Annotated in this window: 17 protein-coding genes; 15 read left to right on the top strand and 2 right to left on the bottom strand. The window is 55.5% G+C overall.

The features are described 5' to 3' along the window. From FE781_RS17625 to FE781_RS05875, 6 genes are all read left to right on the top strand, one after another. A partial coding sequence (locus FE781_RS17625) for a hypothetical protein (RefSeq protein ID WP_211346313.1) occupies window positions 1–205 on the top strand: 205 nt, incomplete at its 5' end. Window positions 206–283: 78 nt separating this feature from the next. Further along, a complete protein-coding gene (locus FE781_RS05895; RefSeq protein WP_138788668.1) occupies window positions 284–1,252 on the top strand; it encodes a LacI family DNA-binding transcriptional regulator in 969 nt (322 codons plus the stop codon). A 153-nt stretch (window positions 1,253–1,405) separates the two neighbouring features. Continuing rightward, window positions 1,406–2,668: a sugar ABC transporter substrate-binding protein gene (locus FE781_RS05890; protein ID WP_138788667.1), complete on the top strand. Its 1,263-nt coding sequence runs from the start codon at window positions 1,406–1,408 to the stop codon at window positions 2,666–2,668. Window positions 2,669–2,773: 105 nt separating this feature from the next. After that, window positions 2,774–3,649, top strand: a complete 876-nt coding sequence (locus tag FE781_RS05885) for a carbohydrate ABC transporter permease (RefSeq protein ID WP_138788666.1) — start codon at window positions 2,774–2,776, stop codon at window positions 3,647–3,649. Further along, window positions 3,649–4,485, top strand: coding sequence for a carbohydrate ABC transporter permease (locus FE781_RS05880; RefSeq protein WP_138788665.1), 837 nt, complete (start codon window positions 3,649–3,651; stop codon window positions 4,483–4,485). The genes FE781_RS05885 and FE781_RS05880 overlap by 1 nt, the downstream gene beginning before the upstream one ends. 2 nt (window positions 4,486–4,487) lie before the next feature. Continuing rightward, on the top strand, window positions 4,488–6,134 hold the full coding sequence (locus FE781_RS05875) for a glycoside hydrolase family 13 protein (protein ID WP_138788689.1): 1,647 nt from the start codon (window positions 4,488–4,490) through the stop codon (window positions 6,132–6,134). Between the two features lie 795 nt (window positions 6,135–6,929). Here FE781_RS05875 and FE781_RS05870 read toward each other — a convergent pair. After that, the gene (locus FE781_RS05870) at window positions 6,930–7,928 is read right to left on the bottom strand and encodes an acrylyl-CoA reductase family protein (RefSeq protein ID WP_138788664.1); all 999 of its coding nucleotides are present in this window, start codon (window positions 7,926–7,928) and stop codon (window positions 6,930–6,932) included. A gap of 80 nt (window positions 7,929–8,008) precedes the next feature. Next, window positions 8,009–8,716 carry a cupin domain-containing protein gene (locus FE781_RS05865; protein WP_138788663.1) on the bottom strand — a complete coding sequence of 236 codons (708 nt, stop codon included), beginning with the start codon at window positions 8,714–8,716 and terminating at the stop codon, window positions 8,009–8,011. Window positions 8,717–8,892: 176 nt separating this feature from the next. Between FE781_RS05865 and FE781_RS05860 the strand changes: the two genes are divergently transcribed. From FE781_RS05860 to bioB, 9 genes are all read left to right on the top strand, one after another. Then, complete coding sequence (locus FE781_RS05860) at window positions 8,893–9,657, top strand: MerR family transcriptional regulator (RefSeq protein ID WP_138788662.1); 765 nt, start codon at window positions 8,893–8,895, stop codon at window positions 9,655–9,657. Window positions 9,658–9,711: 54 nt separating this feature from the next. Then, complete coding sequence (locus FE781_RS05855) at window positions 9,712–10,281, top strand: spore germination protein (RefSeq protein ID WP_170209427.1); 570 nt, start codon at window positions 9,712–9,714, stop codon at window positions 10,279–10,281. A 217-nt stretch (window positions 10,282–10,498) separates the two neighbouring features. Next, window positions 10,499–11,530 (top strand): LacI family DNA-binding transcriptional regulator, encoded by a 1,032-nt coding sequence (locus tag FE781_RS05850; protein WP_138788660.1) that lies wholly within the window; start codon window positions 10,499–10,501, stop codon window positions 11,528–11,530. Between the two features lie 208 nt (window positions 11,531–11,738). Continuing rightward, window positions 11,739–12,986, top strand: a complete 1,248-nt coding sequence (locus FE781_RS05845; RefSeq protein WP_246068060.1) for an ABC transporter substrate-binding protein — start codon at window positions 11,739–11,741, stop codon at window positions 12,984–12,986. 83 nt (window positions 12,987–13,069) lie between these two features. After that, window positions 13,070–13,939: a carbohydrate ABC transporter permease gene (locus tag FE781_RS05840; protein WP_138788658.1), complete on the top strand. Its 870-nt coding sequence runs from the start codon at window positions 13,070–13,072 to the stop codon at window positions 13,937–13,939. After that, window positions 13,936–14,757, top strand: coding sequence for a carbohydrate ABC transporter permease (locus FE781_RS05835; protein ID WP_138788657.1), 822 nt, complete (start codon window positions 13,936–13,938; stop codon window positions 14,755–14,757). Before FE781_RS05840 ends, FE781_RS05835 begins: the two co-directional genes overlap by 4 nt. 46 nt (window positions 14,758–14,803) lie before the next feature. Further along, window positions 14,804–16,219, top strand: coding sequence for a glycoside hydrolase family 32 protein (locus FE781_RS05830; protein ID WP_138788656.1), 1,416 nt, complete (start codon window positions 14,804–14,806; stop codon window positions 16,217–16,219). Between the two features lie 12 nt (window positions 16,220–16,231). Next, window positions 16,232–18,424, top strand: a complete 2,193-nt coding sequence (locus FE781_RS05825) for an alpha-galactosidase (protein WP_138788655.1) — start codon at window positions 16,232–16,234, stop codon at window positions 18,422–18,424. 434 nt (window positions 18,425–18,858) lie between these two features. Further along, window positions 18,859–19,857 carry a biotin synthase BioB gene (gene bioB, locus FE781_RS05815; RefSeq protein WP_138788654.1) on the top strand — a complete coding sequence of 333 codons (999 nt, stop codon included), beginning with the start codon at window positions 18,859–18,861 and terminating at the stop codon, window positions 19,855–19,857. Window positions 19,858–19,940 lie beyond the last annotated feature (83 nt).

Here is a 19,940-nt window from a genome sequence, read left to right as displayed (position 1 = left end):
ACCTGCAAAGAGCGGCAAAAATGCTCCAAAACTAACATGGAAACCGATCATTAGGGAAAGTTCCCCCTCACAACCCAGCCAGCAACCCGAAACTATTTTTGAAAATCGACTTTTTCAGGAGCAACTAGTTAAAATCACGCAGGCGATGAATCGATTCGTTTGGGCGATCCGGAAGCGGACAGTCCCTTTTTTGTGCGGTAAATAAATTTTACAAACAATTTTACAAAAAACGATTCCATGGTATATATAAAATATGAAAGTTTCATAGGGGGACCCAAATCATATGATCAAGATGAAAGAAATAGCGGAGCTTGCGGGCGTCTCGATCTCGACCGTGTCCAATGTGCTGAACGGACGCAAAAACGTCGGACAAGCGACCAGGGAGAGAGTGCTGCAAATTTGCTCGGAATACGGATACCATCCGAATCTGTCAGGCAAAAAAGCAAAATCCGCTAATTCCAATACAATCGTGTTTGTATTCAGCGATTTCGATCGTGATTTTTACTTGAAAATTATCGAAGGCATCAGTGATTGCCTGACGGAAAACGGGTACGATCTGATGATCTGCACGAACAAATCCGCCGCCAACTTTATGCGCGGCAGCTTGGCGAGCGGCGCGATCATCCTGGACGGAAGCCTGACGGACGATTTTTTGATCTCCGTCGCAAAACCCGACTTTCCCGTCGTGCTGATGGACCGGATTATCCGGAACGAACAGGCCGAAACCAAAAGCGTCATCGTCGACAACTATCCCGTCATGTGCGAGATGGTGCAGGGGCTGGTGGACAAAGGCTTTAAGCGGTTCGGGTTTATCGGCGGGCTGGACTTTACGTTGGACAATCAGGAACGTTATGCCGGGTTTACGGATACGCTGGCGAAAAACAATATCGAATTTGACCGCAAATATTATTTCCATGGAAATTATCGCGAAAAAAGCGGTTATCAGGCAGCCAAAATCATGCTGTTAAGCAACGATTTGCCCGAGGTCGTCGTCTGTGCGAACGACAACATGGCGATCGGTGCCATCAAAGCGTTCGAAGAAAACAAGATCCGCGTGCCGGACGATATTTCGGTTACGGGGTTCGACGATTCCGTTCTGGCGGAGATGAAAGGATTGACGACCATATCCATCCCGCGGTACGAGAGCGGTTATCTGGCGGCCAAGGAGCTGCTCGCCATGCTGGAAGGAACGGCAAATAAGGAGCCGTTCAAACTGGGCGCAACCATCAAGTGGAGAAAGACGGTGAAATAATCAAAGTAAAACAATTGGGTTTTTAATAAAATGAAAATTATTTTATGATTATTTTCACGTAAAACGCATTCAAAATTTATTGACATCCCCCGGTTAAAACAATATATTAGGAATTGAGAGCGTTTACTACATGAGGATTTGGGGGCGAAGTGATTGAAAAAGGTAAAAAGCGCATTCGGTTTACTAACAGCGACGGCTTTGCTCGCGACGATGGTGGGATGCGGCGGTTCCGCAGGCGACGATTCCTCCGCGACTTCCTCGCCGGCCGGAACGGAGAAGCTGAAGAAAATTTCGATTTTCCAATCGAAAGTCGAAATTGCCGAACCGCTGGAAGCTTTGGTGAAAAAGTACAAGGAGGAAACCGGCAACGAGGTTGAAGTATGGGGCGCTGCCGGCGACGCTTATTCGACGCAGCTTCAGGCCAAGCTGACGGCGAACGAAGGCCCGACCATCTTCAGCGTCGGTACCGGGGCGGAAGCGGAAAAGTTTAAATCCTACTACTACGATCTGAGCAACGAACCGTATGTGAAAAACATCGCCCCGAATATGGCGCTGAAGATCGACGGCAAGGTAGTCGGCGTACCGTACGGCGTGGAAGGGTTCGGCTTGGTGTACAACAAGAGCCTGGTCGACCCGAAGGACGTAACGAATCTCGAATCGTTTACCAAAACGCTGGAGAAACTGAAAGCGGAAGGCAAGAACGGTCTGAGCCTCTCTCAGGAAGCATATTTCCTGATCGGGCACATCATCAATACGCCGTTCGCGCTGCAGCCCGATCCGCAAGCGTTCATCGAGAAGCTGAACAAAGGCGAAGTCAAAATGGCGGATACGAAAGAGTTCCAGGAGTTCGCGAAATTCATGGAAGCGATTAAAGCGAACACCAAGAATCCGATGGAAGTCAAATACGACACCCAAATGGGCGACTTCGCGACAGGCAAAACGGCGATGGTTCATCAAGGCAACTGGAGCTATTCCATGTTGAAGGATTACGGGGATCTGGGCTTTGAGATCGGGATGATGCCGTTGCCGCTGGCCGGCAACAACAAGCTTGCCGTAGGCGTGGCGAGCAACTGGGTCATCAACGGCAAAGCCAGCGCGGATGAGATCAAAGCGGCGAGCGCTTTCCTGAACTGGCTGTTTACGAGCGAAACCGGCAAAAACGCGATCGTGAAGGAGTTCAAATTTATTCCGGCGATGGTGAACATCGAGGCGGCCGATCTGGACCCGCTGTCCAAGGCGGTCCACGAGGCGACGAAGAGCGGACAGACGATTCCGTGGGCCAACAACTATTTCCCGCAAGGGATCATCGTGAACGATCTGGCACCCGCAGCGCAAGAGTTCTTCCTGAAAAAGGACATGACCGGCGAACAATTCCTGCAGAAGCTGGACGCCGCATGGGCCAAAGCTGCAAAATAATCCATCTGTCTTGAGATAAAACGAAAGCCTAGCCTCGCAACGTGGCTTTAGGCTTTCGTTTTTCTTCCGCCAGTCAAGACTTTATTTCGAAATGAGTGAAGCGACATGAATTCAAGAAAGGACATCGGGTGGTACCTTCTCTTTACGATGCCCTTGCTGTTTATATTCACGACGGTCGTATTAATTCCGTTTATTATCGGAATCGGCTATTCGTTCGTGAGCTGGGACGGCATACCGGCCAACCCGAAGACGTTTGTCGGTTTTGACAACTACGTCGAGCTGTTCAAGGACAAACGGTTTCTTCAGTCCGCCTGGCACACGGTTCAGTTCACCTTGTTGGCGCTGATTATCGTGAACGTGTCGGGGCTGTTGCTGGCGCTGCTCGTGACGGCCGGGCTGCGTGTCAGCAACGCCGCGCGGACGATGTTTTTCCTGCCGAACCTGATCGGCGGTCTGATTCTCGGGTATATTTGGCAATTCATCTTTACGGACATCTTCAAATTCATCGGCGAAAAAACGGGGCTGGAGCATATTTTCTTTAACTGGCTGCTGGACCCGAAGTTTGCGCTGTACGCGATGGTTATCGTCTTTACGTGGCAGATGGCCGGATATACGATGATTATTTATATCGCCGGCATCCAGGGCATTCCGGACGATTTGATCGAGGCCGCCAAGGTGGACGGCGCGAACCTGCGGCAAAGGCTGACGAAAATCGTGTTCCCGCTGTTGATGCCTTCCTTCACCGTTTGCTTGTTCCTGACGTTGTCCGGCGCCTTCAAAATTTTCGATGTCAACCTGTCGTTGACGAAGGGCGGACCGAACAACGCCACGGAGATGTTCGCGATGAATATTTACAATGAAATATTCGCCTACAGCCACTATGGGCTCGGCCAGGCTAAAGCGATCATATTTTTCCTGATCGTGGCGATCCTGACGTTGACCCAGGTTGCCATCACGAAGAAGAGAGAGGTGCAAATGTAATGAAACGAACAAGCAAATGGATATTGGAATTGTTGCTTGTCCTTGTTGCGCTTGCATTCCTCTCTCCGGTCTATATCATGGTCGTCAACTCCTTCAAGAACCGCGCGGAACTGTATGAGAACGCTCTGGCCTTGCCTTCATCGCTAAGCTTCGAATACTACGTCAAAGCGATGGAGAAGATGAACTTTCTCAACGCGTTCGCCAACTCCTTGTACGTGACGATCGTTTCGGTCATTATCGTCGTGATTTTGGCTTCTATGACGGCGTGGATGCTGGTCAGGAAGGACAACAAGATCAGCAAAACGATCTTTATGACGTTTGTCGCCACGATGCTGATTCCGTTCCAGACGCTGATGATGCCGCTGATGCAAGTGATGGACTGGATTCGCACGCATCTTCATATCCCGATGCTGAATACGCATGAGGGCTTGATCTATATGAACGTCGGCTTCCATGCCAGCATGGCGGTGTTCCTGTATCACGGCTTCATCAAATCGATTCCGGTCGCCCTGGAGGAAGCCGCGACGCTGGACGGCTGCAGCAAGTTCGGCGTGTTCTGGCGGATCGTGTTCCCGATGCTGAAGACGATTACGGTCACGATTGCGATTCTGGACGTCATCTCGATGTGGAACGACTACTTGCTTCCGTCTCTGACGCTGTCCGATAAAGATCTGCGGACGATTCCGCTGTCGACCTTCTATTTCTTCGGCGAATTCACCATCGTGTGGAATCTGGCGATGGCCGGGCTGACGCTGGCGATTGTGCCGGTTGTCGTCTTCTACTTTTTCGCGCAAAAATACATCATTAAAGGCATTGCAGCAGGAGCGGTTAAATGAACATCAACAAGACCTGGTGGAAAGAATCCGTTGTGTATCAAGTGTATTGGAGGAGCTTTTACGACTCGGACGGCGACGGCTACGGCGATTTGGAAGGTCTGATCCAAAAGCTCGATTACATCAAGGAGTTGGGCGTCGATATCATCTGGCTGAACCCCGTATACGAGTCGCCCGACAAGGACAACGGATACGACATCTCCGACTACGAAGCCATCATGCCGAAAGCCGGCACGATGGAAGTCTGGGAAAGACTGCTCTCGGAGGTTCATGCCCGCGGGATGAAGCTGATCATGGATCTGGTCGTCAATCACACATCCGACCGGCATCCGTGGTTCCTGGAGTCGAGGTCGTCCCGGGACAATCCCAAGCGGAATTGGTATATATGGAAGGATGCGAAGGACGGAAAAGCCCCCACCAACTGGCGTTCGTACTTCTCGCCGTCGGCGTGGGAATGGGACGAGGCCACGGGGCAATATTACTTTCATTCGTTCGCCGTCGAACAGCCGGATTTGAATTGGGAGAACCCGGAATTGCGCCAGGAAATATACCGAATGATGAGATTTTGGCTGGATAAAGGCATAGACGGCTTCCGGCTGGACGCGATCGCGCTGCTGGCCAAGCCGAAAGCCTTCTCCGATGCGGAGAATCCGGCGGATATCCGGTATTTGGCGAACAATCCCGGTCTGCACGACTATATCCGGGAGATGAACGAGCAAGTTTTCCGACATTACGATATGATGACGGTGGGCGAAACGGCGTTTGTCTCTCCCGAAGAAGGTTTGAAATTCGTGGGGGAAGACCGCAATGAGTTAAATACGCTGTTTCATTTCGAAGTGTGCGACGAGATGCCGTCGTGGGACATGCGCCGCTTCAAGGAGATTCAGAGACGCTGGTATCAGGTTCTGTGGGGCAAAGGCTCGAATTCCCAGTTTTTGAATAACCACGACCATACGCGACAAGTCACCCGATACGGAAACGACGGCCCGTACCGGGTGCAATCCGCCAAGCTGCTCGCGACCATGCTGCACACCTTGCCGGGCATCCCTTATATTTATCAAGGCGAAGAAATCGGCATGACCGGCGTGCGGTTCGATTCCATCGACCAATACAACGATATCGCGATGAAGAACCGTTACGAGGAAGAAGTCCGGAAAGGCCGGGACCCGCAGGAGGTTCTGCGAAGCCTGCAAGCGCTCAGCCGCGACAATTCCCGTACGCCCATGCAATGGAACGATTCGCTGAATGCGGGATTTACGACCGGCACTCCGTGGATCAACGTGAATCCGAATTACAAAGAGATCAACGTGGAGAAGGATCTGGCCGATCCGAATTCCATTTACCGATACTATCAGAAGCTGATCCGGCTGCGCAAAGATCACGAAGTCATGGTGTACGGCGATTTCGAGGAGCTGCCGGAGTGGATGGAAGACGAACGTCTCTATGTGTATACCCGGACGTTGGGCGATACCCGCTGGCTAATCGTGCTCAATCACTCCGACGACCCGTCGTCTATACGATTGCCCGCCGCGTACCGGGAATTTACCTTGAACTTATTGTTGTCCAACTATCCGGAGAACGAAGCCGATTCCGCCGACCGTATCGAGCTTCGTCCCCACGAAGCGCGGATTTACGAGCTTCGCCGCCCGTAGGGAAGGCGCAAAGGCGAGCCCCGCTGCCCGTGGGGAGGCGACTCGGCTGATAAAAAACGGCGATGTCAGGGATTAGCTCCCATACCGTAAACAGGTATTGATGGTTTCACCTGTTTACCGTATGGATGCCTATCACCCTGTTGCATCGCCGTTTGTTTGTGGTGCGCCCGGCAGACATGGTGCGTCCGGCAGACATGGTGCGTCCGGCAGACAGACGGGACCCGCCAGGCCGCCGCAGGTTTCGCCGCCGCCGCTGGGGAAACGAGCTGCGCGACCCTCCGGCAGGTGCAAGCATACGCGTGCCGCCGGGGTTACGGACAAACGCGCCGCGCCGCGGGTTCGGCCGCCGTCGCCGCTGGAGTGCAAAATTACACTCTATACCGCAACTTCTCGCCATAATCGGTTGCTGGAATGCAAAAATACACTTCGGATCGCTGCCGCGGGACCCATTTCGCGGAATTTCCAATAATGGAGTGTATGTTTGCAATAAAATCGACCATTTCCCCGCGTGTGGCAGGATTAAAGTGTAAATTTGCATTTGAGCGTGCCCGAAGGCAAGGGGAACTGTTTGAGTGTGTCGGGGGAACACACGCGACCTATCGAGCAAGTGCAAGCATATGCATCTCGCCGCCGGGGTTGCGAACAAACACACCGCGCTGTGGGTTCAGCCGCCAGGGGCAATCGTACGCGTGCCGCCGCCGGGGTTGCGGACAAACGAGCCGCGCCGCGGGTTCCGCCGGCGGATGCAATCGGGTGCGTGCCGGCGGGACGGCGGACGTTGTAGAGTCTGCGTTGTCAACTCGCGGACAAGCGGAGGATCGTGCGCCCTTTGTGGTTGGCATTCAATATGTCCGAGAGCGCTTGAGGCAGCTCCTGAAGCGAAACTTCGCGGTGTACGAGCGCTTCGAGATTATGCGGCTTTAAGTCACCGGCCATGCGCGCCCACAGACTTCGTCTGCGGTCGGCGGGGCAAAAGACGGAATCGATGCCGAGCAGGTTCACTCCGCGCAGAATAAACGGGAAGACGGTCGCCGGCACAGCCGTCCCCCCGGTCAGGCCGCTTGCGGCAACGGAACCGCCGTAGGCGATCTGGCTCAATATGGCGGCCAGGGAGCTTCCCCCGACCGAATCGACGGCGGCCTGCCAGCGCTGCTTGTTCAGCGGCTTGCCGCCGCTTCCGGCCGTGTCCTCGCGGGAGATAACCTCGGCGGCGCCAAGCGACCGCAAATAAGCGGCAGCCTCCGGCTTGCCCGTGCTGGCCACGACACGATAGCCTTTCTTGCTCAGCATGGCAATGGCGGCTCCGCCCACGCCTCCGGTCGCTCCCGTCACCAGGACGTCCCCCTTGTCGGGCGACAAACCGTTCTCCTCCAAGCGTTCGATGGATAAAGCGGCCGTGAAGCCCGCGGTTCCGTAGATCATCGCTTCCCGCAGCGACAGTCCGTCGGGCAGCGGGACGACCCAATCCGCCGGCAACCGCGCATATTCGCTAAACCCTCCGTAGTGGGTCACGCCGATGCCGTAGCCGGTGGCCAGAATGGGCTGCCCTTCGCGAAAGCGGCTGTCGGCGGACGACACGACGTGCCCCGCCAGATCGATTCCCGGGATAAATGGGTATGACTTCAGAATTTTGCCGTCGGGAATACAAGCCAAGCCGTCCTTGTAGTTGACGCTGGAATAGGCGACTCGAATAAGGACTTCCCCCGCAGGCAATTGATCGAGCGAAACGTCTTTGACGGCGACGGAAAAAGTATCGGCATTTTCAACTACCAATGCTTGAAAGGCTGAGGACATGGGCAGATCTCCTTCTCGAATCGGGCGCTCATTTTATAGCTTCATTATAGGGCGGACGGCGGGGCGGGACAACTTTACCGTTATCCGATTCCGTTCGAATTCGCGAAAGCTCTGCCATTGCCGATGATGACGGGTTGTTGCTGCGGAAAATCATATTTCTGCGGATGCTGATAACTGTAACCATAGGCCGGGTGGCCATGCGACTGGTCAATATGGGCCGTATGGTCCGCCGCTTGATGCCGCGCCTGATACTTCTTGCAATCGTGGGGCGGGCCGATGAAGACCGTGCGGGTGATGGGAGCCAGCGTTTCTTTGACTTTTGCCTCGTCGAGGCAATACGAATGCGCGAGCACTTCGGCCGGGGTCAAGCGCAGGAGATCGGAACCGCCGATAAATTCCGGAATGGGCGCATCGAAGACCGCCAACAAATGCGTGTTGTCGACCGTCGCGATTTCGTAATGCCACCAGGCTTGAGGCACATTCGCCACCTGGCCCGGCCGGATCGGGAAGTTGAGTAGCTCTTGCGTGAACGGGTTGATCAGCGAGACGACAGCCGCTCCGGATACGCAATACACCAATTCCGAGGCGTTTTGATGGTAGTGGGGCTCGACGATGTTGCCCGTGCTGAGGTAAATATCGAGCAGGGATACATTTCCCAACGTGTTCAGTTGCTTGATGGAAAGAGCGTTAATGTAATTCCGGTCGTTTTTTTTGAAGAACAGATTGTCGCTCAGATCGTAAGTAAACTGCACGTATGGCGAAGTGTAGTCCATATATGAAATCGCCACTTCGTTTCCTCTCCTTCACTTCGAAAATAGGCGTTTGACTGATGGGATACCATATGCGCCTTTCCAGATGATGGTGCTTGCCGTGAAAGTTCGGGCCATCCGCGCGTTTCGGCAAAAACGGTTTGACTTTGACGCTGCGTAAAGGTGTACAGTTAAGTTGTCGGGAGGGAAGCCGCATGGAATACACCGTACAGAAGCTGGGGCGCCTGGCCGGGATCAGCCCCAGAACGCTTCGGTATTACGACGAGATCGGGATTCTGAAGCCGGCCAGAATCAGCTCGTCCGGATACCGGATTTACGGTCAGGCGGAAGTTGACCGGCTGCAGCAAATCCTGTTCTACAGGGAACTCGGGGTCAGTCTGGACCACATCAAGCAAATCATGGACTCCCCGGGCTTCGACCGGGTCAAAGCGCTGAAGGAACATCGCGAGCAGCTCCTCGGCAAGAGACGGCAGTTGGATTTGCTTATCGCCAATCTGGACAAAACGATCGCTTCGGCAGAAGGGAGAACCACGATGGCCGACAAGGAAAAATTCGAAGGATTCATACGAAAAAAGGTGGAAGACAACGAGAAAGCATACGGGAAAGAAATCCGCGAGAAGTATGGCGACGATGCCGTAAACAAGTCGAATCAGAAGGTGTTGAACATGACGCCCGAGGAGTACGAAGAGGCGGCGCGGCTGGCAGAGGAGGTGTCCGCCGTTCTGGCCGAAGCGTTCAAAACCGGCGACCCCGCAGGCGAGCTCGCGCAAAAAGCGGCGGATTTGCATAAGCGGTGGTTGACCTTTTACTGGAGCGAGTACAACAAAGAAGCGCATGCGGCCCTGGCTCAAATGTATGTGGACGACGAGCGGTTTAGGGCGTATTACGACAGCAAGCAGCCGGGAACGGCCGAATTTTTGCGGGACGCCATCCGTATCTATACGGGCGTTAACCGATGATAGAAGGAAGCAGCATCCGCGGACCCGGGTCCGCAGATGCTGCTTTTTGTACGTGTGCGTAAATCCAAAAGGAACGATGCTCGCAGCCAGGATGTTGACTTCATCAAACCTTTAAGCGCCAGCCTGAGTCGAAATCTGCGGAAAATCGGACAAACGCTCGGAAACAGCGCGGACATCGTCATCCGGGAAGTTCGCGTCGGCCAAACCGGCGACAATCGGATTGCGTACACCGACGGCCTTACGGATACGAAGGCCGTTTCGGAATTCATCCTGGAGACGGTTATGCTGGATATGAACCGCATGGAATTCGCGGAACCGGAACCGAGGTTCTCGTTCAACCCCTTGCAATTCCTGAAAGACCGCGCTGTAACCATCGGCGACATCCGGGACATTGCCGACTACGGGAGCTTATTTAACGCTTTGCTGTCCGGGGATACGATCGTTTTGGTCGACGGGCAAGCCGAGGGTATTGCCGCCGGCGCACGGAACTGGAAAGACCGCGGCGTAAAAGAAGCGGCTGCGGAATCGGTCGTACGCGGCCCCCGCGAAGGGTTCTCCGAGGCGGATTCCTTATCTCCTGTTGGCCGGGTTGTGCTTGCCGTTGGTTTTGTACGTGCTCCATAAATGGAGAAAAAAACAGGAACGCCGATCAACGCGCAACGGGAACGGTCCGATTCGGCCGGTGCCTTCTCCCGATTCTTCTTCCTGATCGGGGAAGCCGCGGTGTAAGTCAACGGCAAAATCCCGGCGCATCGGCAAAAAACAGTTGTAAACGAAGCGTTTATTTGTTACTATGATATTGGATTTAGTAAAAATATTAACTAAAAAACGGAGATCCGAAATGGCTACCATAAAAGATATCGCCCAACAAGCCCATGTATCCGCCGCAACGGTATCGCGGGTGCTGAACAACGACGCCTCGCTGTCGGTCAGCGAGGAAACGCGGGAACGCATCTTCATGATCGCCGAGCAATTAAATTACAAGCCTTCCCGGATCAAACGCCTGAAAAATGAAAACCGCCTGTCGCGCAAGGAAATCGGTCTTTTTCTGTGGGCGACGCCGGAAGACGAGAAGCACGATCCCTACTTCCTCTCCATCCGGAGAGGCATCGAGATGCGGTGCGAGGAGCTGGGCATCGCCATCGGAAAAGTCATGCGGGGGAACAGCCAGCCCGATATCCAGCCGATGGATCATTTGGACGGCTTGATCGTGGTCGGTTCGGTTGACGAACAGGACATATCCAAATTGTTTCGCAATAAAAACGCGGTTGTTTTAGTAAATCATACGGAAGATCTCAAGGGTTACGATTCGGTGAAGCTGTATTTCAAGCAAGCGGTCGAAGACGTCATGAATCATCTCTTTTCCCTGGGCCATACCGAAATCGGTTACATTGGCGGGAACGAGCATATTTACAAGCTGGGTCCCGATCACAAAGGACAGCCGGTGAACGATCCGAGAAGAGTTCATTTCGAACGGATCATGAAGGAGAAGGGATGGTTGAAACCGGAATTCGTCCATACCGGCGAATGGACGACGAACAGCGGTTATGAAATCATGCGGGAGATGCTGAAGCAGCCGAACCGTCCGACCGCTTGCTTCATCGCCAGCGACCCGATGGCGATCGGCGCGCTCCGCGCCTTGCACGAACAGGGCGTGAAGGTGCCGGAAGAAATGGCGATCGTCGGTTTCGACGATATCGAAGTTTCCGCTTATGTGAACCCGCCGTTGACGACGGTGAAAGTATATCCCGAACAATTGGGAAAAACGGCTGTGCAGTTGCTGCTGGAACGGCTGGAAGGGAGGGAAGTGCCTCTTCACGTCACCGTCGCCACGACGCTTGTCGTTCGGGATAGCTGCGGCGGCGGGGGATGATCCCGATGCGGATGCGAATTCGAATCCGCACGGAAGCATCCGCAGCTTCCCGCTTGAAAGGGGATGATCGATGCGTAAGGGCCGGTAACAAAAAAAAGCCCAGGCCGGAAGGCCCGGGTGCAAAAGAAAAAATATAATCCGCTATCTATTGTAAAGAACAAAGAGACCGAATTCAAACACCATTTCATGCGCCAAGGGGAGAATGCGAATGAACAAGAAATGGACGACTTTCTCCGTCTGCGTCTTGACCGCGGCATCCGTCGCGGGCTGCGGCGCAGGCGGAACTGGCGGCGCCAAAGATGAAAGCGCTGCAGGCAAACAGGTAGAAATCCAATTTTTCCAATATAAACCGGAAGCCCGGGGGACCTTCGATGAACTGATCAAGCAGTTCGAAGCTCAGAACCCGAATATCAAAGTGGTGCACAACAACCCTCCGGATGCGTCCACTGTCTTGAAAACAAACGTGGCCCGCGGCGACGTTCCGGACGTGATCGCGATCGGCGGAGACAACGTCTATGCTTCTCTTGCGCAGTCCGGCGTATTCGCCGACTTCACGGGAGCGCCGGAGCTGGCCAACATCCAGGAAGCTTACGTGCAGATGATCAAGGACGTGGCGGGTACGGACAACGCTTATGCGATTCCGTATGCGGCCAACGCCAACGGGGTCATTTACAACAAAACGATTTTCAAAGAGTTGAATCTGTCCGTTCCGAAGACGTGGGACGAGTTCATCGCGATCTGCCAAAAAATTCAGGCGGCCGGCAAACTGCCCTTTTATTTTACGTTTAAAGATTCCTGGACCACGCTGCCTTCCTTCAACGCCATCGCGGCGAGCCTGCAGGAGGACCGCTTCTTCGAGAAGCGCAAAGCCGGGCAGACGACGTTTGCCGCCGGGTACAAGGAAATCGCGGAGAAATACCTGCAGCTTATGCAGTACGGCCAAAAAGACCTTTTCGGCAAAGGCTACAACGACGGGAACGTAGCGTTCGCAAACGGCGAATCGGCCATGTATCTGCAAGGCGTATGGGCGATCCCGGAAATCAAGAAAGCGAACCCGAACATCGAGCTCGGCGTGTTCCCGCTCCCGGCCTCCAACGATCCGGATCAAAATCTGCTCGTGTCCGGGGTCGACCTGCTCGTGACGATGTCCGCTTCGACGAAGCATCCGGAAGAGGCGAAGAAGTTCATCAATTTCCTGATCCGTGCCGAGACGTCCAAGACATACATCGATCAGCAAAAATCGTTCTCGGCCGTCAAAGGCGTGGTTCAGGAGGATGCTTCCGTCTCCGACTTGAAGCCGGTGATCGAGAAAGGCGCGGTCGCCGATTTCCCGGACCACTATATCCCGAGCAGCATGAAGCTGGACCAACTGCTGCAGGAAGCGATCCTGAAGAAAGACGCGGACGGCTTCCTGAAAAAAATGGACGCGGAATGGGACAAAGCGCAAAAACGGTGATGGCTTGAGGCAGCAGCGGGGATGAAACGGGACGAAGCTTCTTCCCGTTTCATCCCTCTGATTTTGGCGAAGGGGTTTTTCCGATGCGAAGCAGCATGAAAACATATTATTGGATGGTGGTGCCCGCCGTCGCCATCTTTTTCGTCTTCCATACGTATCCCGTGCTTATGGGCATTTTCTACAGTTTTACGAACTGGAACGGCTTGTCTCCGGATTACGACTTTGTGGGACTGAGAAATTACCTCAACGTGTTCCGGGACGGCAACGTGCTCGACGCTTACGGGTTCACGATCAAATTCGCCCTCCTGACCACCGTGATCGTCAACACGATCAGCCTGGTTGTGGCTATGGGCCTGAATGCCCGAATCCGGTTGAAAAATTTCTTTCGGGGCGTCTACTTTTTGCCGAACGTACTCAGCATGCTGATTATCGGCTTTATCTTCAACTATCTGTTTTCCAATGTGTTTCCGGACGCGTTCGAACGCATGGGCTTGGATAGCCTGGCGTTTAACATCCTCGGCAAAGAGAATACGGCGTGGATCGGCGTCGTGATCGTCACGGTATGGCAGGCGACGGCGTTTAACATCATGTTGTATCTAGCAGGTCTGCAGACGATTCCGTCCGATTTGTACGAAGCCTCCAGCCTGGACGGCGCGGGAAAATGGAGGGAGTTCTGGAGCATCACGTTCCCGATGATCGCGCCGTTCTTCACCATCAATATGGTGCTGGCGATGAAAAACTTCCTGATGGTGTTCGACCAGATCGTGGCTTTGACCGGGGGCGGTCCCGGAAAAGCGACGATGTCCATTTCGTATCTGATTTATACCGACGGTTTCCAGGGCGGTTCGTTCGCTTATCAGTCGGCGAATGCGGTCGTGTATTTCATCATCATCGTGTTCATTTCCGTGATCCAACTGAAATTTTTGCAAAGACGGGAGATGGATTTGGGATGAACGAGAACCGGACGAATTGGCCGATTACCGCGTTGATCGCTCTGGGATCGCTGATTGTGCTGCTGCCGCTGTATATGGCGGTTATGATCGCGGTGAAAAGTCCCCAGCAAATCGCACAATCCGTGCTGGCGTGGCCCGACGAGTGGCATTGGGGCAATTTTGCGGAAGCGGTCCGGATGACGAATTTCTTTCAGGCGTTCCGGAACAGCGCGGTCATCACGGTGTTTTCCGTTATTTTCACCCTGCTGACGAATTCGATGGTGGCGTACGCCATCTCGCGCAACATGGACCGCAAGTTGTTCAAGGGGTTGTATTACTACTTCGTAAGCGCCTTGTTCGTGCCGTTCCCGATCATCATGCTGCCGATCGTCAAGGAAACGGCGCAGCTAGGCATGAACAATCCGGTTGGCCTGATCCTTTTATATATCGTTTACGGACTGTCGTTCAACATTTTCCTGTATGTCGGGTACTTGAAGAGCTTGCCGCGGGAACTGGAGGAAGCGGCGAAAATCGACGGGGCGAGTATATGGGGAACATTCTGGCGCATTATATTTCCGCTGCTCGGCCCGATTAACGCGACCGTTGCGATTTTGACCTGCATCTGGGCGTGGAATGACTTCCTGCTGCCGCTGGTCATCCTAAGCAAGCCTCATATGACGACGCTGCCGCTCGCGCAGTACGTGTTTCAGTCGAAATTCGGCGTGGAGTACAACTACGCGTTCGCCTCGTACCTGCTGGCCTTGGCGCCCATGGTGCTCGTCTATGTGTTCGCGCAGCGCTGGATTATCGACGGGGTGACCCGGGGCGCGGTGAAATAAGCCGCATGCGGATCAAGGAAAAATCGCAAGGAGTCGAAGCGACAAGATGAATTCATTCAGACCGGCTTATCATTTTCGTCCTGCGCGCAATTGGATGAACGATCCGAACGGGCCGATCGCCGTTAACGGCGAATATCATCTGTTCTATCAATATAATCCGAATGGCGACGAATGGGGCACGATTCACTGGGGACATGCCAAAAGCAAGGACCTCGTTCATTGGGAGCATCTTCCCGTCGCCCTGTACCCTTCCGAAGAACGGGGGGAGCAGCATTGCTTCTCCGGCTGCACTGTCGTACATGAGGGCAGGCCGGCGATCTTGTACACGAGCATCGGCCCGGGCGACCGCAATCCGACGACGGGCGCGCAGCAGTGGATCGCTTACGGGGATGCGGAATGGCTGAAGTGGGAGAAGCCGGGAGAAGGAATCAACCCGATCCTCACCTCCGATATCCACGGAGATCTCGATATCCGGGAATGGCGCGATCCGTACGTGTGGAAGAGGGAAGACGGCCTCTGGCATATGGTTTGCGGAGGCACGCACGGCGGAAGAGGCTGCGCCGTTCTGTACCGCTCTCCCGATTTGTTGAAGTGGGAATTCCTCGGCATCGCGGCCGAAGGCGAAGCCCGCGTCTGGGAATGCCCCAATCTGTTCCGGCTTGGCGGCAAGTGGGTGTTGACCTATTCCCCGGACGACGCCGACAACCGGGTCCGGTACAGGGTGGGGGAGCTGACCGAAAATTTCCGGTTCGTCGCCGAGCGTGAAGGAATCCTCGATTACGGCGGCCGGGAAGGGTTTTATGCCGCCACCACGTTCGAAGACGATCGCGGGCGGCGCATCCTGCTCGGTTGGATGCCGGACAGCGCGCGGGGAACAAGTTCGCTGATCCGCGGCTGGTCGGGCGTGCATGCGCTGCCGCGGGTGTTGACTTTGGACCCGGACACCTTGCGGCTGCGTGCCGAGCCGATCCCGGAGTTAAACGTTCTGCGCGGACGCCATTGGAAACGGGGACCGTTCGCGGTCACAGGGGAAGTGGAGACGGATATCGCAGGCCAGTCGTTGGAGCTGTCGCTTGTCCTGAAAACGGACGAACCGAATGAAGGAGGGATCGGACTGCGCTTGTTCCGCTCGCCTGACGGGGAAGAAGAGACGGTGCTGGAAATCGATCGAAGCCGGAAGCAGGCGGTGCTGCATCGGGCGAAGTCCAGTCTTGACGCCGGAACCCACCGGCACGCTTTGGCGGCCGATCTCCCGCAAGACGGGGAGGGCGATCTCCGGCTGCGCCTCTTTCTGGACCGATCGACACTGGAAGTATTCATCAATGAAGAAGTATGTCTTTCCGCCCGGGTATATCCCATGAGAGAGGACAGCAGCCGGGTTTCCCTTTTCTCCTTCGGAAGCGGCGGTTTGGAAGTCGCCTCCCTCGAAGCGTGGGTCATGAAGCCGGTATGGGAGGAGTAGGAGGAATCAGCGATGGGTATTCACTACGACAAGGAACGGAAATTATTCCATTTGCAAGCCGCGGATACGAGTTATGTCATTCAAATCGTCAAATCGGGTTATCCCGCCCACTTGTATTGGGGCCGCCGCGTTCGCGGCCTTCAATTGGACCGTCTGCTGGAGATGACGTGGCGAAGCTCGTTCTCTCCGGCCACCGAGCCGGGCGATCCGCCGTTATCCCTGGATACGCTGCCGCACGAATATCCGGGTTACGGCAATTCCGACTTCCGCATGCCCGCGTACCAGGCGATGCTTCCGAACGGATCGACGGTGACGGATCTGCTGTACGAGTCGCACGCCATCCGCAAGGGGAAGCCGAAGCTGCCCGGGTTGCCCGCCACTTATGTGGAAAGCGATGACGAGGCGGAGACGCTGGAGCTGACGTTGAAGGACGCCTTGACGGGATTGACGGTTGTGCTGTCTTACACCGTGTTTGAGCATTTTAACGCCATCGCCCGATCCGCGCGGTTGATCAACAATGGCCAGGAGCCCCTCCAACTGCTGCGGGCGTACAGCATGAGCCTCGACTTCGCGCATGACCGTTTCGACATGCTGCATCTGTCCGGCGCCTGGACGCGGGAACGCTACATTCACCGGCGCCGGCTCGAACCGGGCCTCCAGGCGGTCGAAAGCCGCCGCGGAGCGAGCAGCCACGCGCAAAATCCGTTTATCGCGCTGTTGGCCGAAGGCGCAGGGGAAGACCACGGCGACGTGTACGGCGTCAGCTTCGTCTACAGCGGCAATTTCGCCGCGGGAGTCGAAGTCGATCAATTCCATACGGCGCGCCTGTTCATGGGCATCAATCCGTTTGATTTCGCTTGGCGGCTCGAACCCGGCGAAGCGTTCCAGACGCCGGAAGCCGTGCTCGCATACTCCGCGGATGGACTCGGCGGCATGTCGCGTTGCTATCACGATTTATACCGTTCCCGGCTGTGCCGGGGGGCTTTCCGCGACCGGACGCGCCCGATTCTGGTCAACAACTGGGAGGCGACCTATTTCGATTTTAATGCCGAGAAGATCGAAGCGATCGCCAAAACCGGCAAGGAGCTCGGCATCGAGCTGTTCGTCCTGGACGACGGCTGGTTCGGCAGACGGGACGACGATACGACGTCGCTCGGCGATTGGTTCGTCGACCGGAACAAGCTTCCGAACGGGCTTGAAGACTTGGCCGGCCGCGTTCGCCGGATGGACATGCAGTTCGGGCTTTGGTTCGAACCCGAAATGGTCTCTCCCGAAAGCGAGCTGTACCGCGCGCACCCCGACTGGTGCCTGCATGTTCCGGACCGGCGCCGGACAACGGCCCGCGAGCAGTTGGTTCTCGATCTGTCCCGCGCCGATGTCCGCGACTATATCGTGAAGGCGGTATCCGACATCTTGTCGAGCGCGCCCATCACGTATGTGAAATGGGACATGAACCGCAATATGACGGAGATCGGTTCGGCGCTGCTGCCGCCGGAGCGCCAGCGGGAAACGGCTCACCGCTACATGCTCGGATTGTATGAGGTGCTGGAGCGGATTACGTCGGCCTTCCCCCATATTTTGTTCGAAAGCTGCTCGGGCGGGGGCGGCCGCTTCGACCCGGGCATGCTGTATTACATGCCGCAGACGTGGACAAGCGACAATACGGACGCGATCTCCCGTTTGAAGATCCAGTACGGCACCAGCCTCGTATATCCGGTCAGCTCCATGGGCGCGCACGTGTCCGCGGTGCCGAACCATCAGGTCGGCCGCGTCACGCCGCTTGAAACCCGCGGCCACGTCGCCTTGTCCGGCAACTTCGGCTACGAGCTGGATTTGACCAAGTTCTCCGCAGAGGAGAAAGAAACGGTGAAAGCCCAGGTGGCCTTGTACAAGGAAATCCGCCACTTGGTGCAGTTCGGCGATTTTTACCGTTTGCTCAGTCCGTTTGAAGGCAACGATACGGCATGGATGTTCGTCTCCAAGGACAAAAGCGAGGCGTTCGTCGTTTATGTGTCGGTGCTGAAAGAGCCGAACGCGCCGCTCGGACGGTTCCGCCTGAAAGGATTGGACCCCGAGCGGAATTATCGGTCGGATGACGACAACGCCGTGTACGGCGGGGACGAGTTGATGTACGCCGGTCTTCCCGTACCGCAATTCCACGGAGATTTTGCAAGCAAGGTTTACCGTTTCCGCGCGGTAAATTGATTCGTATGGAAGCGTCCGATCCGTTCGGACGCTTTTTTGCTGTACGCCCAGCATGGGCGTCATCTTTAGGGTGAAAGTCCCGAACGGGGGCTGGCGAGCGCCTGCCGTAGCCAAGGGCAAGGGGGGCCGTCGCGAGGCGGGATCCGAAGGAAGCCGGGAGGCAAATGCACGGGCCAAGGTACACGAACTGGGTTCGAGGCAACCAGTGGATTCGCAGAAGGCTGCGTATGTGTCTGTGGAAACCGTGGAAACGGGTATGAACCCGAATCCGAATGTACGGTGGTGTGAGAGGACGGGGGTTAGCCGCCCCCTCCTACTCGATTGCGGCACGCGGATGTGGACGCGGCGACGGGCCGTGTGCTAAAATGTCTGTGCTTATTGTAAACCTTCATGAATACCATTAAGTTGACAATAACCATGGGAGGAAACGTGCGATGAAGACGATTGCCGCCGGGACGGATTGGCAGCTCTATGCCCGCAAAGCGTTAAACGGGGAACGCTTGACGATGGAGGAAGGGCTCTCGGTTCTGGAAGCCGACGACGATGAGGTTTTGCCGATTTTGCAGGCGGCCTATCAGGTGAGAAAGCATTTTTACGGGAAAAAAGTCAAGCTGAACATGATCATCAACGCCAAAAGCGGCCTTTGTCCCGAAGATTGCGGCTACTGCTCGCAATCCATCGTGTCGACGGCGCCGATCGAGAAATACGCGCTCCTCGACAAAGAAACGCTGCTGGAGGGGGCGCGCGAAGCTCTGGCCCGCAAAGCGGGAACGTACTGCATCGTGGCATCCGGGAGAGGCCCGACCGACAAAGAGCTGGATCAAGTGATCGAAGCGGTTCGGGAGATTCGGGCGACGATGCCGCTGAAAATATGCGCATGCCTGGGCATCCTGAAGGATTCGCAGGCCGAACGGCTCGCGGAAGCGGGCGTTCACCGGTACAACCATAACCTGAACACCAGCAGGGTGAATTACCCGTCCATCACGACCACCCATACATACGATCAGCGCGTCGAAACCGTCGAAAAGGTGAAGGCGCACGGCATGTCCCCGTGCTCCGGCGTCATTATCGGCATGGGCGAGACGAATCGGGAAATCGTTGAGATGGCTTACGCCCTCCGGGATTTGGACGCCGACTCGATCCCGGTCAATTTCCTGAACGCGATACCGGGAACGCCCCTGGAGCAGGCGGGCCGCACGCCGCCGATGAAAGCCTTGAAGGTGCTGGCCTTGTTCCGCTTCATCTGTCCGTCCAAAGAAATTCGCGTGGCCGGGGGCAGGGAGGTCAACCTCCGCTCGCTTCAGCCTCTGTCCCTGTACGCGGCCAATTCGATATTTGTCGGGGATTATTTGACGACGGCAGGCCAAGACGTATCGGCCGATCACCAGATCATCGAAGATCTGGGCTTCGAGATCGAGCTGAACGCGCTCTGACGCAAAGACCCGAAACCATGCAGGATCGGCCTGCCGCCCTACGCGAATGGGGCGGCAGGCTTTTGGCGTTGCGTTCGTTTGCT

Source organism: Paenibacillus thermoaerophilus (genome assembly GCF_005938195.1).
GTDB classification, from domain to species: domain Bacteria; phylum Bacillota; class Bacilli; order Paenibacillales; family Reconciliibacillaceae; genus Paenibacillus_W; species Paenibacillus_W thermoaerophilus.
Note: the sequence above shows the minus strand (reverse complement) of the source record. Positions and strands in the feature narration are given on the sequence as shown.

What these genes read in the sequence shown, in the direction of transcription:
- FE781_RS05895 (WP_138788668.1), top strand. Translation starts at nt 284, where the DNA reads ATGATCAAGATGAAAGAAATAGCGGAGCTTGCGGGCGTCTCGATCTCG.
- FE781_RS05885 (WP_138788666.1), top strand. Translation starts at nt 2,774, where the DNA reads ATGAATTCAAGAAAGGACATCGGGTGGTACCTTCTCTTTACGATGCCC.
- FE781_RS05880 (WP_138788665.1), top strand. Translation starts at nt 3,649, where the DNA reads ATGAAACGAACAAGCAAATGGATATTGGAATTGTTGCTTGTCCTTGTT.
- FE781_RS05870 (WP_138788664.1), bottom strand. Translation starts at nt 7,928, where the DNA reads ATGTCCTCAGCCTTTCAAGCATTGGTAGTTGAAAATGCCGATACTTTT.
- FE781_RS05860 (WP_138788662.1), top strand. Translation starts at nt 8,893, where the DNA reads ATGGAATACACCGTACAGAAGCTGGGGCGCCTGGCCGGGATCAGCCCC.
- FE781_RS05850 (WP_138788660.1), top strand. Translation starts at nt 10,499, where the DNA reads ATGGCTACCATAAAAGATATCGCCCAACAAGCCCATGTATCCGCCGCA.
- FE781_RS05845 (WP_246068060.1), top strand. Translation starts at nt 11,739, where the DNA reads ATGAACAAGAAATGGACGACTTTCTCCGTCTGCGTCTTGACCGCGGCA.
- FE781_RS05840 (WP_138788658.1), top strand. Translation starts at nt 13,070, where the DNA reads ATGCGAAGCAGCATGAAAACATATTATTGGATGGTGGTGCCCGCCGTC.
- FE781_RS05835 (WP_138788657.1), top strand. Translation starts at nt 13,936, where the DNA reads ATGAACGAGAACCGGACGAATTGGCCGATTACCGCGTTGATCGCTCTG.
- FE781_RS05830 (WP_138788656.1), top strand. Translation starts at nt 14,804, where the DNA reads ATGAATTCATTCAGACCGGCTTATCATTTTCGTCCTGCGCGCAATTGG.
- FE781_RS05825 (WP_138788655.1), top strand. Translation starts at nt 16,232, where the DNA reads ATGGGTATTCACTACGACAAGGAACGGAAATTATTCCATTTGCAAGCC.
- bioB (WP_138788654.1), top strand. Translation starts at nt 18,859, where the DNA reads ATGAAGACGATTGCCGCCGGGACGGATTGGCAGCTCTATGCCCGCAAA.